Annotated in this window: 12 protein-coding genes; 8 read left to right on the forward strand and 4 right to left on the reverse strand. The window is 52.7% G+C overall.

Translation table 11 applies throughout. The annotated features are described in order from the left end of the window. The 5 genes from RR877_RS08445 to RR877_RS08465 all read left to right on the forward strand — a co-directional run. Positions 1-1,377, forward strand: a 1,377-nt coding sequence (locus tag RR877_RS08445; RefSeq protein WP_332627922.1) for a histidine kinase N-terminal domain-containing protein, incomplete at its 5' end; no start/stop codon positions are given. A gap of 117 nt (positions 1,378-1,494) precedes the next feature. Next, positions 1,495-2,811, forward strand: a complete 1,317-nt coding sequence (locus RR877_RS08450; RefSeq protein ID WP_332551129.1) for a hemolysin family protein — start codon at positions 1,495-1,497, stop codon at positions 2,809-2,811. Continuing rightward, positions 2,804-3,856, forward strand: coding sequence for a hemolysin family protein (locus tag RR877_RS08455; RefSeq protein WP_332551119.1), 1,053 nt, complete (start codon positions 2,804-2,806; stop codon positions 3,854-3,856). The genes RR877_RS08450 and RR877_RS08455 overlap by 8 nt, the downstream gene beginning before the upstream one ends. A 14-nt stretch (positions 3,857-3,870) precedes the next feature. Continuing rightward, entirely contained in the window at positions 3,871-4,707 is an 837-nt protein-coding gene (locus tag RR877_RS08460) for an ADP/ATP-dependent (S)-NAD(P)H-hydrate dehydratase (protein ID WP_332551120.1), read from the forward strand. Between the two features lie 38 nt (positions 4,708-4,745). Then, a complete protein-coding gene (locus RR877_RS08465) occupies positions 4,746-5,927 on the forward strand; it encodes a glycosyltransferase 87 family protein (RefSeq protein ID WP_332627924.1) in 1,182 nt (393 codons plus the stop codon). Here the strand turns inward: RR877_RS08465 and RR877_RS08470 are convergent. From RR877_RS08470 to RR877_RS08485, 4 genes are all read right to left on the reverse strand, one after another. Then, positions 5,900-7,105 carry a homoserine O-acetyltransferase gene (locus tag RR877_RS08470; RefSeq protein WP_332551122.1) on the reverse strand — a complete coding sequence of 402 codons (1,206 nt, stop codon included), beginning with the start codon at positions 7,103-7,105 and terminating at the stop codon, positions 5,900-5,902. The two genes, RR877_RS08465 and RR877_RS08470, sit on opposite strands and share 28 nt — an antisense overlap. A gap of 12 nt (positions 7,106-7,117) precedes the next feature. After that, positions 7,118-7,903 carry a crotonase/enoyl-CoA hydratase family protein gene (locus RR877_RS08475; RefSeq protein WP_332551123.1) on the reverse strand — a complete coding sequence of 262 codons (786 nt, stop codon included), beginning with the start codon at positions 7,901-7,903 and terminating at the stop codon, positions 7,118-7,120. Between the two features lie 56 nt (positions 7,904-7,959). After that, positions 7,960-9,267 (reverse strand): bifunctional o-acetylhomoserine/o-acetylserine sulfhydrylase, encoded by a 1,308-nt coding sequence (locus RR877_RS08480; RefSeq protein WP_332551124.1) that lies wholly within the window; start codon positions 9,265-9,267, stop codon positions 7,960-7,962. 62 nt (positions 9,268-9,329) lie between these two features. Then, positions 9,330-10,364: an acyltransferase family protein gene (locus tag RR877_RS08485; protein WP_332551125.1), complete on the reverse strand. Its 1,035-nt coding sequence runs from the start codon at positions 10,362-10,364 to the stop codon at positions 9,330-9,332. Between the two features lie 18 nt (positions 10,365-10,382). Here RR877_RS08485 and RR877_RS08490 point away from each other — a divergent pair, with 18 nt between their 5' ends. From RR877_RS08490 to RR877_RS08500, 3 genes are read left to right on the forward strand one after another with little or no spacing between them, the layout of a single operon-like run. Continuing rightward, entirely contained in the window at positions 10,383-11,144 is a 762-nt protein-coding gene (locus tag RR877_RS08490) for an ion channel (protein WP_332551126.1), read from the forward strand. After that, positions 11,122-11,838 (forward strand): uracil-DNA glycosylase, encoded by a 717-nt coding sequence (locus tag RR877_RS08495; protein WP_332551127.1) that lies wholly within the window; start codon positions 11,122-11,124, stop codon positions 11,836-11,838. The genes RR877_RS08490 and RR877_RS08495 overlap by 23 nt, the downstream gene beginning before the upstream one ends. A 17-nt stretch (positions 11,839-11,855) precedes the next feature. Beyond that, on the forward strand, positions 11,856-12,434 hold the full coding sequence (locus RR877_RS08500; protein WP_332551128.1) for an N-acetyltransferase family protein: 579 nt from the start codon (positions 11,856-11,858) through the stop codon (positions 12,432-12,434). Positions 12,435-12,530: the final 96 nt, after the last annotated feature.

A 12,530-nucleotide genomic window follows, 5' to 3' on the forward strand; every position in this document is an offset into this window, starting at 1 on the left:
CTCTGGGCGCCCACCCAAGATGGTTCCTTCGTTGCTGTGTCTCACGCACGTCCTTCAAGCTCTGCCACCCTTTTTTACCGTGACTTCGTCGGCCAAAAGATCAAAGCTGAATGGCGTGCACAGGTTGGCGAAGCCTACGAAACGGCGAGCATCATTGAATCGTCTTCTCCAGCTTGGTATGAAGAGACTCCTACCCGCGTTCGTGCCGTGCCTGTTATCCGCCGCGTGCGTCAAGGTTCCACAGACTCAGCACCCAGTAGCCCCATTGCCGTCATTTCTCTCCACACAAACCTCTCTGAGAGCCGTTCACCCAGCCGCCAGGAAATGACCTTCAACTCCTGTGCCAACGACCTCTTCGACATGATCGCCTCGGGCGACTTCCCTGACCTCGACGCAGCACCATCTCCTCGACGCGGAGCACCTCGTGCAACAGACGGTCTTATTCGCCTGGATGTTGACGGTGTTGTCACCTTTGCCAGCCCCAACGCTCTCTCTGCCTTCAACCGCATCGGCTTCGCCGATGAGCTGGAAGGCGAGTCGCTGGCCGAGGTCACCACTCGTGTGCTCACAGGCAAGATCAATGTCGATGAATCACTTCCTGTTGTTGTCACGGGCCGTGCACCCTGGCGCGCTGACATTGAAGCCCGTGGTGTGACTGTTTCCTTGCGCACAATCCCTATTCGCCACCTCGGTGAGCGAACCGGTGCGATTGTGCTCTGCCGGGATGTAACTGAGTTGCGCCATCAAGAGATGGAACTCATTACTAAGGACGCCACCATTCGTGAGATTCACCACCGTGTGAAGAACAACCTCCAAACTGTTGCGTCCTTGCTGCGCATTCAGGCCCGAAGAACTCAATCAGATGAAGCACGTGAAGCACTCACACAAGCAATGCGCCGTGTTGCCTCTATTGCAGTAGTTCACGACACCCTGTCTGAAGGTCTCACCCAGAACGTGGACTTTGATGACGTCTTCAACCGCGTCTTGATGCTCAGCGCTGAAGTCGCCGCAATTCATGGCACCACGGTTCACCCACGACTGACAGGCAGCTTTGGAGTGCTCCCCAGCGGGTATGCAACTCCTCTGGCTCTGGCACTGACAGAACTGGTCACCAACGCGGTAGAACACGGCCTTGCAGGCCGTGAAGGAACAGTTGTGATTGAAGCCACCCGTAATGAGGAACTTCTCACAGTTCACATCGTGGATAACGGAACCGGTTTGCCTGAAGGAGCTATTGGAGATGGTCTAGGTACACAGATTGTGAAGACACTCATTCAAGGTGAGCTCAGCGGATCTATTGAGTGGAATGCTGCTGCCGAAGGCGGAACCGATGTCTTTATTGAAATTCCTCTCCGTTTCGCTAACGTCATTGACTAGCCTTCACAGTCAACTCCGAGCCATCTGGCTAGAATAAAAGAGAAATGGACGACCCCCCGCCTGCCCGAACAAGTGACAATACTTCGTCACTGATGATTTTCGAGCGTGGTGAATCTCATGTTTGCTGAGTGGGTAGCTTTCGCAGCCGGTTTAGTTCTTACGGTTGGGACGGGTTTCTTCGTCGCCGCGGAGTTTGCTCTGGTCAATCTTGACCGGCCAGAACTTGAAGCCCAGCGTGATCGTGGCGTTCGAGGCCTGGGCCTCACCATCAAGGCATTGACCATTACGTCAACCCACCTCTCCAGCGCACAGCTGGGTATCACGCTAACGACGCTCTTGACAGGTTTCTTAATGGAACCTGCGCTTTCAGCGCTGCTTTTCCAGCCACTTTCGGCTTTGGGGTGGAACGAAGCAGTTATTCGCACCGTCGCCGGTGTGAGCGCCGTTGTCATTGCCACAGTGCTTTCCATGATTGTGGGAGAACTCGTTCCCAAGAACTTTGCCTTGGCATTACCGCAGGCAACAGCGAAGGTTGTAATCCCTTTCCAGACACTTTTCACCACGGTATTCAAGCCACTCATCGCACTTCTCAACGGTCTCTCAAATGCGGTGCTTCGAAGCTTTGGTCTTGAGCCCAAGGAAGAGCTTTCAGGAGCTCGATCGGCAGAGGAACTCTCGTCTCTCTTGCGGCGCTCCGCAAGCGAGGGCGCCCTCGAGGAAGACACTGCAACCCTGTTGGGCAAGACACTGGCGTTTAGTGAACTTTCTGCCAGTGATGTGATGACTCCACGCCTTCGCATTGAATCGCTGGAACCAGGCGATTCTGCACGTGCCGTACTTGAGTTGGCACGAAAGACAGGCTTCTCCAGGTTCCCCGTTACCGAGGACGGCCTCGATGACGTGGTCGGTGTTGTTCACGTCAAGAACGCGATTTCAGTGCCGAGGGAACGTCGCAACGACGTTCCTGTCTCAGCGCTGATGATTGAACCATTACGCGTCCCAGACACCATGTCCCTTGATGCTTTGCTTGCAGAACTTCGTGGCAAGGGTCTCCAGATGGCTATCGTCGTGGATGAATACGGTGGCACGGCAGGTATCGCCACTCTTGAAGACCTCGTAGAAGAGCTTGTTGGTGAGGTCGCAGACGAGCATGACCGCACCCGTGCAGGAGTTGTCAGCTCTGCCGACTACCTCACCTTCCCAGGATCACTTCGACCAGACGAGCTGGAAGAGCGTGCCGGAATTACCGTTCCGGAAGATGACAATTACGAAACCGTGGCCGGTTTCGTGATGAGTCAACTGGGACGAATCCCGGAACAAGGTGACGTCGTCACTGTTCCTGAGGGGGAATTCAAGGTAGTTCGCATGGACGGCCGTCGTATTGATCGTCTTCGTTTCACGCCCGTAGTTGTTGTAGGTGAGAGCAATGAGTGATTGGGCAGGACTAATTTGGCTGGTTGTTCTCCTCGCAGTGAACGCATTCTTTGTGGCGGCAGAGTTCGCCGTTATTTCTGCACGTCGCTCCCAAATTGAGCCGCTTGCCCAAAAGGGAAGCGCTGCAGCTAAAACAGCGCTTTATGCCATGGAACGCGTGAGCCTGATGCTGGCCACCAGTCAGCTGGGAATCACGGTGGCGTCCTTGCTGATTTTGAACGTGTCTGAACCTTCTATTCATCACTTAGTTTTGTTGGGACTTTCTGGAACTGGTTTGGATGACGGGTGGATAAGTGGCATCAGCTTCGCTGTTGCCTTAATCTTGGTCACCTTCCTTCACGTCATCTTTGGCGAAATGGTGCCAAAGAATGCATCGTTCTCCGTTCCTGAAAAGGCCATACTTTTGCTGGCGCCACCACTTGTCTTTATTGCTCGGGTTGTAAAGCCTGTTATCTGGGCCATGAACGGTGTGGCCAACGCTGTATTGAGACTTTTCAAGGTTGAACCCCGTGAAGAAGCCAATAGTGTTTTCTCTCTCAACGAAGTGGCTACCATTGTTTCTCATTCCACTCGTGAGGGAATGATTGAAGACTCTTCAGGAACTTTGTCTGCGGCGTTTGAATTCACAACCAAAAAGGCGGGGGATATCAAGGTTGAGCTTGCGAACCTCGTCACCTTGCCTGAGTCGGCAAGTGTGAGCGACCTTGAACAAGCAGTGGCCAAATACGGCTTCTCTCGTTACGTCATCAGCGACGCTGATAACGAACCCATTGGCTATGTCCACCTCAAAGATGTCCTTACCTTCGATGACGACATCTCTGAAGCTGGAACCCACACCGGACCCATTAAAGCCAAGCGCATTCGCCAGCTGGCCACGCTGACTGAAACTACAGACCTCGAAGACGCTCTGGCAGAACTGCAGCGCAGCGGTATTCATATTGCTCGAGTTGTTGATCTTCAAGGGAACACCACTGGTGTGTTGTTCTTGGAGGACATTATTGAAGAACTCGTGGGCGAAGTCCAGGATGCCACCAGGCGCAGATAATCGGGGGATTAGCCGTGACAGAACAGATACAAGAGTGGGGAGCTGCTGACGCAGCCCGCCAAATTCGTGTTCCAGGACCTGAGGACAACAAATACACTCACGGTGTTCTGGGAGTAGTTACTGGGTCAGAGAAGTATCCAGGTGCTGCTGTACTCGGCGTCGAAGCTGTACACCGCACGGGCATTGGCATGGTCAGATTTCTGGGAGAAAAGGCTCCTGCAGATCTCGTCCTAGCATGCCGGCCTGAAACGGTCACCGTTTCTGGGGCCGTCGATGCCTGGCTGGTCGGTTCTGGAATGGAATCAACGCAAGATCTCAACCCTGAACTTCCTGCGATCGCACACGCAGCATTGGGACTCCAACCAGTCGTCGTGGATGCTGGCGGATTAGGTTTCCTAAACCATGTCTCAGCGCCAGCCATCATTACTCCACACGAAGGAGAACTGGAACGACTCGTTCCACGAAATGGGGCAACGAGAGAAGAGTGGGTTGCCACAGCCGCGGATCAATTAGATGTTGTTGTCGTTCTCAAAGGGCATGAAACCCTTGTTTCGACACCTGAAGAACCAACTGGTGGCAGAATCTTGGTGAAAGTCACTTCTCCCACATCATGGCTTGCGACTGCAGGAACAGGAGATGTTCTTGCTGGAATTATTGCGGCACTTGTTGCCACTCATTCGGTGAAGAGAGTTCCCTCACTTCAAGAATTAGCTGAGTTGGCTGCAACTGGGGTCTTTCTGCATGGCAAAGCTGCAGAACTTGCTGGTGAAGTTGGGCCATTCCCTGCACTTGATGTTGCAGAGGCTGTTGGTCGTGGGGTCTCACTCGTTATTTCAGCTGGCAAGCACTAAAGATGCCTACGAGAACTTACTGGCTCAACCATGCAGTCATGTGGTCTGCATTTGCAGTGCTCAGCTTGTGTCTGGGATGGCAAGGCTATGTCGCTGAAGTTGTGCCTTATGGAGATGTCAGCTTTGTTTATGAATTTTGGGCAGGTCAAGCAGCAGGCGGGGCTGGAATTGTCGGCATAGATTCACAATGGGTGTATCCAGTTGTCGCTCTCGTCCCAATTTTGCTCCCACTCGTGGCCGGACCTGGTCTATATCCGTTCGGGTGGATTGTGCTAGTTTCACTTCTCAATTCAGGTGCATTTGCCTACCTGCTTTATTCAGCACAGGGCACACAGCGAAACACGCTCCAGCGAACTGCCGCCTGGTGGTGGTTGGTGTTCATGCTTTTACTAGGACCGATTGCTGTGGCACGACTGGACAGCATTGTCACCCCGTTGGCGATAGTGGGCCTGCTCATGGCTGTGCAGCGACCGGCAATAGCCGGGGCGCTGTTAGCCATAGCGACGTGGATCAAGGTTTGGCCCGCTGCCTTGATAGCTGCGGTTCTTGTTGCCGTGCACAAACGCAAGACCGTGTTGATTTCAATACTTGTTACCTCTGTAGTTGTGATTGCCATTGCTGTGATTTTGGGCGGCGCTGCAAACATTTTCAGCTTCTTGGGACAGCAAACAACAAGAGGGCTCCAGATAGAGGCTCCTCTGGCAACCCCTTTCCTCTGGCTTGCTGCTTTTCACGAGCAAGGTTATGCCGTTTACTACGACACCGTCATTCTCACGTTTCAAGTCATGGGAGAAGGAACAGGAATGGCAGCAGACTTGTCTTCAATCCTGTTGGGCATAGGTTTTGTCGGCACTTTGCTGTGGGGCCTTTGGCTTCACAGGAGGGGTTCTAGCCCTAATCATGTGTTGCCCGCTGTTGCACTGACACTGACCGTTGTGTTGATTGTCTTCAATAAAGTGGGTTCGCCTCAATACATTGGCTGGCTTGCAGCACCGATCATTGCCGGGCTTGTGCTGGAGCAAAGACGATTTGTATCGCCTGCAGTTATTGCGCTACTTCTGGGCGTTCTGACGCAAGCGTTCTATCCCTATCTCTACAACGGCTTGCTGAATGTTCAACCATTGGAGCTGAGCATTCTCACGCTCCGCAATATCGGAGAGCTTGTCTTGCTGGCGGTTTCCGCCACCGTTCTCTATGAAGCCAAAAGGCGAGAAATCTGAGAACCCACGAACTCCGATTCAATCAAGAACGCATCGTGACCAAAGTCAGATTCCAAGAGGGCTGGTTCGTCACCGTTGATGTTTCCAGGAATATGAACAGCGAGTCGCTTCTGTCCCTCCAGAGGGAAGAAGCGGTCGCTATCAATTCCAATAATCAGTGTGGGAATAGTGATGGATTCCAGTACTGATTCAATGCTTTCTCGGTTACGACCTAGGTCGTGGGAGTTCATGGCCTCAACGAGAGTGATGTAGCTGTTGGCATCAAAGCGTCGAGTGAACTTATTTCCGTGGAAGTCAAGATAACTGGCAACCGCAAAGCGACCACCCTTGCCCAGAGGGCTGATGTCACTCTGTGAAGAGCGGTCAAAGCGCTCGTTAAGCTCTGATGGCGTGCGGAAATTCTGGAATGAAATTCGGCGCGCAAGAGCAAGGCCGCGGAAAGGGCCTTCGCCGTCACGTGCTTCGTAAAAGTGTCCGGCACGGAATGCAGGGTCCAGCATGATTGCTTCGATTTGAACGGTGTTCAGAGCAATTTCATCAGCACTCGTTGCTGGAGGCGCTGCAAGAACAGCCAAACGTTCCACGCGCTCGGGGAACATGGCTCCCCATTCAAGGGCATGCATACCACCCATAGAGCCACCAATAACTGCAGCCCACTTCTCAATACCAATAACGTCAGAGAACTGAGCCTGAGCTCGAGCCTGGTCGCGAATGGTTGTGTAGGGGAAGCGTGAACCCCACTCGTAGCCATCTGGTGCGAGGGAAGCAGGCCCGGTAGATCCTTGGCACCCGCCAAGAACATTGGGAGCCACCACAAACCACTTGTCTGTATCGATTGCGAGTCCTGAACCAACTACTTCGTTCCACCATCCAGCTGTGGTGTGACCGCCACCGGCGGGACCTACAACGTGGCTGTCGCCTGTAAGGGCGTGCAGCACGAGGACAGCATTGTCTTTGGCTTCGTTGAGCGTGCCCCAGGTTTCGTAAGCAATGCGAACGTGGGGAAGTGATCCGCCACATTCGAAGTCAAAGGGGCCTAAGTTGGCGAACTGACGATTGCCAGGGGCATCCCCATCACGCCATGCGCCAGTAACGGGGGGCTTTCCGGCAACAGAACGAACCTGCTCATCAGTAATAAAGCCTGAGGGCAGGTTGTCGGCCGAATCTTGCCAATCCATAGTGGATTAAGCCTACTTGCCTGTGAACTCTGGCTTTGACCTCGTACTAAATGCAGCAACGCCTGCGTGGAAGTCTTGGCTGGAAAGAAGCGCGGACAGTTCCATCGGAAGCTGGCTGAGTGCTTCTTTCTCAACGGCTGCTCGAGCTACACGGGCATTGCGTAACGTGGCCTGAACTGCCAGTGGGGCTTGTTCTGCAATAAGCCCGGCAAGTTCCATTGCTCTTTCCACTTGGGTACCAGTCTGAACAACTTCGTTGATAAGTCCAATACGCTGAGCTTCTGCTGCAGTAAAGGTTTCTCCGGTGAGGAGATAGCGAGAAGCATGTGCCCAGCCCACGCGCTGAGCAAAGCGCGTAGTTGCCCCGCCAAACGGCATAATTCCGCGAGTGACCTCGAGTTGTCCAAAGACAGTAGTTTCGTCAGCCACAGCCAGTTCGGAAGCCAAGATCAATTCCACGCCAAGGGTCAGGCAAGTTCCCTGAACTGCCACAATCACGGGCTTAGAAATAGGTGCTGTTGTAATTCCCCAGGGATCAATACCACCGTCAGGCGTTAGATCCAACCCTGATTGGGTTGCTGTTCCCAACACATCGCCGAGGTCCAAACCGGCAGTGAAGTGGTCGCCTGCGGCAGATACGACAACAACGCGGACGTTGTCGTCGCGGCCTGCCTCTGCGTATGCCTGAGAGAGCTCAGAGAGCATCTGCCTATTGGCAGCATTCATTTTCTCTGCACGATTGAGTTGTAGGTGACGAATGTGACCAACTGTTGAAACAAGAACGAGGGGCTCAGCCATGGAGTAGACGCTACTCCACAGCCAAGCCCCTCGACTAGTTTCTTGTGCGTTGAGTCTTAGATTGCCGCAGCTGCAGCAAGACCCTTTTCCAGGTCTGCCTTGAGGTCTTCGATGTTCTCGAGACCAACAGAAAGGCGAACTAGTCCAGGAGTCACACCACTGGTCAGCTGCTGCTCGGGTGTGAGCTGCGAGTGAGTGGTGGACGCTGGGTGGATAACCAGTGAACGAACGTCACCAATGTTTGCCAAGTGGCTAAACAGGTCAAGGTTGTCAACGAATGCCTTACCTGCTTCGACGCCACCCTTGAGTTCGAAGGACAGGACAGCACCAACACCCTTAGGTGCATAGCGGTTTGCTGCGGTATACCAAGGGCTAGAAGGCAATGCTGCGTAGTTGACGGAAGCAACCTGAGGGTGTGCTTCCAGCCACTGTGCAACAGCTGTTGCATTTTCCACGTGGCGCTCGATACGCAGGCTTAAGGTTTCGATGCCCTGAATGATTTGCCATGCGCTCGCAGGGGCAATGGAGGAGCCCAGGTCACGAAGAAGCTGGACACGTGCCTTGATGATGTACGCAATAGCGTCACCTAGAACGGTGGTGTAGCTGGCGCCGTGGTAAGAAGGGTCAGGTTCGGTCAGGCCTGGGAACTTCTCTACGTTCTTGGACCATTCGAACTTTCCTCCGTCAACGATGATTCCGCCGATAACGGTACCGTGTCCACCGAGGAACTTGGTTGCTGAGTGAACAACGATGTCAGCACCGTGCTCAAGAGGGCGAATCAAGTAGGGGGTAGCAATGGTGTTGTCCACGATGAGGGGGACACCTGCTTCGTGTGCAACCTTCGAGACAAGACCAATGTCCAGGATGTTGATTCGTGGGTTACCAATGGTCTCGCCAAAGAAGAGCTTGGTGTTGGGGCGAACTGCTGCACGCCATTCGTCTGCGTCATCCTGGTTCTCGACGAAGGTGACTTCGATACCGAGCTTTGCCAGGGTGTACTTGAACAGGTTGTAGGTACCGCCGTAGATGGAGCTCGAAGACACGATGTGGTCGCCAGCTTCAGCGATGTTCAGAACAGCGAAGGTTTCAGCAGCCTGTCCAGAGGAAACCAGCAGTGCTGCAGTTCCACCCTCAAGGGCAGCTACACGCTGCTCCACAACGTCCTGAGTGGGGTTCTGGATACGGGTGTAGATGTTTCCGAACTCTGCCAGAGCAAAGAGGTTCTTTGCGTGCTCAGCGTTGTTGAACACGTAAGAAGTGGTCTGGTAAATCGGGGTCGCACGCGCGTTAGTGACGGGGTCAGGCTGCGCGCCGGAGTGGATCTGCTTGGTTTCAAACTTCCAGTTGGCTTGGTCGTTGCTCATGGTGTTCTCCTTAGGCGGGTGGTGAAAACTTGCTTTGACGTTACGCCCGCTAGGAGAACTACTCAACGAGTCAAGTCACGCGGTGTAACAAAGAGCCAGTTGAGGTTCGGCTGAACTATCGGTTTGAACACCTTCACCACAAGCTTTATGGAGAGAAGAACTGTCAATCCGAATGAACAAATAACAGCTAAGAGGATGTACCAGAGTGGTCGCTCTCCGTCGAGAACACCGTTCTCGCGTAAGGGATAGAGCACAAAGGTGTGCAGTAAGTAGACATACATCGTGGCCTGCCCAAACTGAGTAAACCAGGTCTGCTCACGCGGGATCAGAATCAAGAAGGCCATAATCATGGCCGCCGCTACCAGCATGGTGGCGAGACGGCCCAGGCCACCCCACCACTGGTCATAACCAAAGGTGGCATAGCCCGAGTCATAAGTTATGAAGCTGCGGATCTGTACTTCACGTAGAAACGGAACGCTGACAGCTATACCCACGGCAACTAGGGTCATGAATGCAGTTGCGACTATTCGCCAGCGAATGACGGACTGTGAACACAGCGCTATCCAGCGTTCGCCGAGGTTCCATTCTCGCAACTGCCAGCCGAATACGAAGAAGGGTAGGAATCCGAGTACTCGTGCTGCGGAGAAGGTTTGATCGATGGGGAAGTAGCCAGCTGCTATAGAAATAACAATGCTGATGAGCAGCGGATTTTTCAGTGCCACTAGGTAGGGCAACACAATGCGCCAGATAGCCAATGCGAGCAAGAACCAGAGAGTCCACGATGCTCTGGTGAGATCAAGTAGGAAGTTTCCGTTGTAGATGAAGAGAACTACGGACCAGATCACTTCGAAAATGACATAAGGAACCAGAATGTCTGTAAATACAGAACGAATGCGTTTGTCATCTGTAGCGGTTCCCTTGGTGAAATAACCTGAAACAGCTACAAAAACAGGAACGTGGAACGCGTAGATAAAAACATAGAGGGTGAATGCGGCGTTGTTTTCTCCGACCATCTTGGTCAGGGTGTGGCCGGCAACCATGAGCGCAATGGCTCCAAAACGGGCGTTATCCCATAACGCGACCCGCTGTGTGCTCATATTAACTAGCCTAGAACTATGGAATCGACTCCAAAGCCAGTCATTATGAACGCTGCAGGCGTTCTCGTGGAAGACACCAGAAGCCCCAAAGAGATCAAGTGGGAAAAATTCACCACTCTGCCCTTCATCTTCCTGTCGTTCATATTCCTGCTGGGCTACTCGGTTCTGATCCTCAACGATGAGGTATTTACCCAGGGCATAGATAAGTACATCCTCCTCACCTTGGGACTTATCTGGTTGCTGTTCATCATCGACTACTTCGTTCGACTCACACTTTCAACCAATAAGCGCATCTATTTCAAACGGAACGTCATTGACTTGATTTCCATGGCTATTCCTTTCACGCGACCTTTCTTGCTTCTGATGTATTTATCTCGTCTTCGGTTCTTCCGGGGCCGCCAGGGCTCTTCGGTCCGTGCACGCTTGGTTGCATACGGCTCTTCTTTTGCCTTGATGTATGTTTACGTACTTTCTCTGGCTGTTTATGCAGCAGAACGGAATGCACCAGGTGCCACAATCTTGAACTACGGAGACGCTGTATGGTGGGCTATTGAAACCATCACCACTGTGGGCTACGGAGACATGATCCCAGTGACAATCACAGGTCGTATCTATGCTTCTCTGTTGATGTTGGGTGGCGTTGTCATTGTGGGTGCAACGACAGCAACTGTGGTCTCTTACCTGGGTGAGAAAATCCAGACTGTTCACCGCAAATCACAAGAACATGCTGGCCACCAGCACGAGAACCACAGTCACGATGACGTTCACCCTCAATCTTGAGGAATTAGCCCAACAAGACCTCATTGATTCAAGTTGGGTAGAAATACTTTCGCCAGTTCAGGGAACACTGGCCGAGATTGCCTTAAGGCTAGAACGTGAGATAGCTGACGGGCACCAGATATTCCCAACCCCACAGCACATCATGCGTGCATTCACGACTCCCTTTGAGAGTGTGAAAGTTGTGATCCTGGGACAAGACCCTTATCCAACTCCAGGAGATGCAGTGGGACTTTCCTTCTCGGTGGCTCCCGAACATCAGGCTTTGCCTCGAAGTCTGAAGAACATCTTTAGTGAGCTACAAACAGACATTGGTTGTGATGTCCCTGCTAATGGTGACTTGAGCCCATGGACCCATCAGGGAGTCATGATGCTCAACCGCGTCCTCACAGTGCGCTCCGGCGAAGCAGGATCACACCGAGGAATTGGATGGGAACAAGTAACTAAACAAGCGCTGAAAGCTCTGAACAGCAGAACCGGCACCACGCTAGTCGCAGTGTTGTGGGGCAATGATGCAATTGGAGCGAAAGAATTCCTCAGTAATGCAGTCGTCATTGAATCAGCACACCCGAGCCCTCTTTCGGCTTCTCGAGGTTTCTTTGCTTCGAAGCCGTTTAGCAAGGTAAATTCAGCTCTGGCTGAGCATGGCCAGGAGCACATTAATTGGGCGTTGCCCAGCAATTCTGCGCTGTTTTAGTCAGTAGGCTTGTGCACGTGCTTCCAGAGGAATATCTCAAACCACGCCAGTTGCCACTGCACCTGCAGAAACGCCCTGAGCCTGAAGCGCCCTTTTCTTTCGAGATCCGTGAAGCCACTCCGGCTGATCTTCCTGATATTCGAGAGATCTACAATTACTACGTTCTCAACAGTGTGGTCACTTTTGATGAAGATTTGATGACACTCAAAGAGTGGAAACAAAAGTTCTCATATCTGGAAAAACTCAAGATGCCCTTTATCGTTGCAGTCTCCCCGGGACAGCAAGTTCTTGGTTATGCATTAGTCACTCCCTGGAAGCAAAAGCGCGCTTACCGTTACACGGTGGAGAATTCCATCTATCTTCGTGCCGCGTCGACAGGCAAGGGGTTGGGTAAAGCCCTCATGCAAGAGCTCATGAATCGTTCTGAAGCTGCAGGCTTGAAAGAAATTATTGCCGTCATAGCTGATGGGGGAGCGGAGTCATCTCTCAAACTCCATGAAGACTTTGGTTTCAAGGAAATCGGTCGGATGGGGCGAGTCGGATTCAAGTTCGATCGTTGGCTTGGAACTGTTCTGCTCCAAAAGACACTTAAATGAAATATGGCCGCGAGCAATGCTTGGGTTCTAATGGTCGTTGCAACACTCCATCTTTTTGGAGGTTGCAACGACCATGTCTTTTACCCCGCCACCCAC

The organism is Aurantimicrobium sp. (assembly GCF_036667855.1).
Taxonomy (GTDB): Bacteria; Actinomycetota; Actinomycetes; order Actinomycetales; family Microbacteriaceae; genus Aurantimicrobium.

Bases quoted from the DNA above. Each gene is read 5' to 3' on its own strand.
- RR877_RS08450 (WP_332551129.1), top strand. From the start codon at position 1,495: ATGTTTGCTGAGTGGGTAGCTTTCGCAGCCGGTTTAGTTCTTACGGTT.
- RR877_RS08485 (WP_332551125.1), bottom strand. From the start codon at position 10,364: ATGAGCACACAGCGGGTCGCGTTATGGGATAACGCCCGTTTTGGAGCC.
- RR877_RS08455 (WP_332551119.1), top strand. From the start codon at position 2,804: ATGAGTGATTGGGCAGGACTAATTTGGCTGGTTGTTCTCCTCGCAGTG.
- RR877_RS08490 (WP_332551126.1), top strand. From the start codon at position 10,383: ATGGAATCGACTCCAAAGCCAGTCATTATGAACGCTGCAGGCGTTCTC.
- RR877_RS08465 (WP_332627924.1), top strand. From the start codon at position 4,746: ATGTGGTCTGCATTTGCAGTGCTCAGCTTGTGTCTGGGATGGCAAGGC.
- RR877_RS08470 (WP_332551122.1), bottom strand. From the start codon at position 7,105: ATGGATTGGCAAGATTCGGCCGACAACCTGCCCTCAGGCTTTATTACT.
- RR877_RS08495 (WP_332551127.1), top strand. From the start codon at position 11,122: ATGACGTTCACCCTCAATCTTGAGGAATTAGCCCAACAAGACCTCATT.
- RR877_RS08475 (WP_332551123.1), bottom strand. From the start codon at position 7,903: ATGGCTGAGCCCCTCGTTCTTGTTTCAACAGTTGGTCACATTCGTCAC.
- RR877_RS08480 (WP_332551124.1), bottom strand. From the start codon at position 9,267: ATGAGCAACGACCAAGCCAACTGGAAGTTTGAAACCAAGCAGATCCAC.